Origin of the sequence: Acinetobacter sichuanensis (assembly GCF_003024515.2) — a bacterium.
Classification (GTDB): Bacteria; Pseudomonadota; Gammaproteobacteria; order Pseudomonadales; family Moraxellaceae; genus Acinetobacter; species Acinetobacter sichuanensis.
The window spans coordinates 1-610 of the sequence record NZ_PYIX02000212.1 but is presented as its reverse complement, the minus strand read 5'-3'; the positions used below and the strand labels follow the sequence as shown (position 1 = coordinate 610).

Here is a 610-nt window from a genome sequence, read left to right as displayed (position 1 = left end):
ACCCCAACTCCTTAAACGTCTTTTCATCCACAGCCTTTAATTGCTTCAATGTAAAAGGCTGTCCGCTCAGTGGATCCACAAATTTATCCAAAGGATAACCACCTTCCTTATAAAGCTTATATTTAAATGGTCCAAGCCATTCGCGTTGAAAGCTCTCATCTTGCTGTGCAAACCAAGCTTTATATGTCGTATTTGCATCAACCTGACCAATCTTGCCAACGCGCTGATCTTTAGGAATATCTTTCACAGCGCGTTTATCTGCTACAAAGGGTCGAACTCCTTCAACTACACCATCTGAATTACAGCCAATCTGAGTGGTACGACAACGGCGGTGATAAGGTGGTTTTTGATGACCTTCACCAATCTTTTGAATCCGACCATCTTTCATTGCACAGCCTTTTGAAGTTCGACCATCTAAAGTGGCGACATCTTTGGTGTACTTATAACCTAAGGCTATCCAAGTATCTAAGTAAGTGGTTGAACTAATATGCGCTCTGGCTGTTCTCACCTCTGCATCTATTGAACTGCGTGTTTGATTTAATAAACCATCTGCATAGTTTTGCTGCTTAGTCCCTTTGATCCGTCGAATAATCTCTTGATTGGTTTGACC

1 pseudogene is annotated in these 610 nt (G+C 41.8%); it reads right to left on the bottom strand.

From position 1 onward, the window contains the following. Positions 1 to 610: pseudogene (locus C9E89_RS23090) on the bottom strand (phage head morphogenesis protein); the annotation flags it as partial.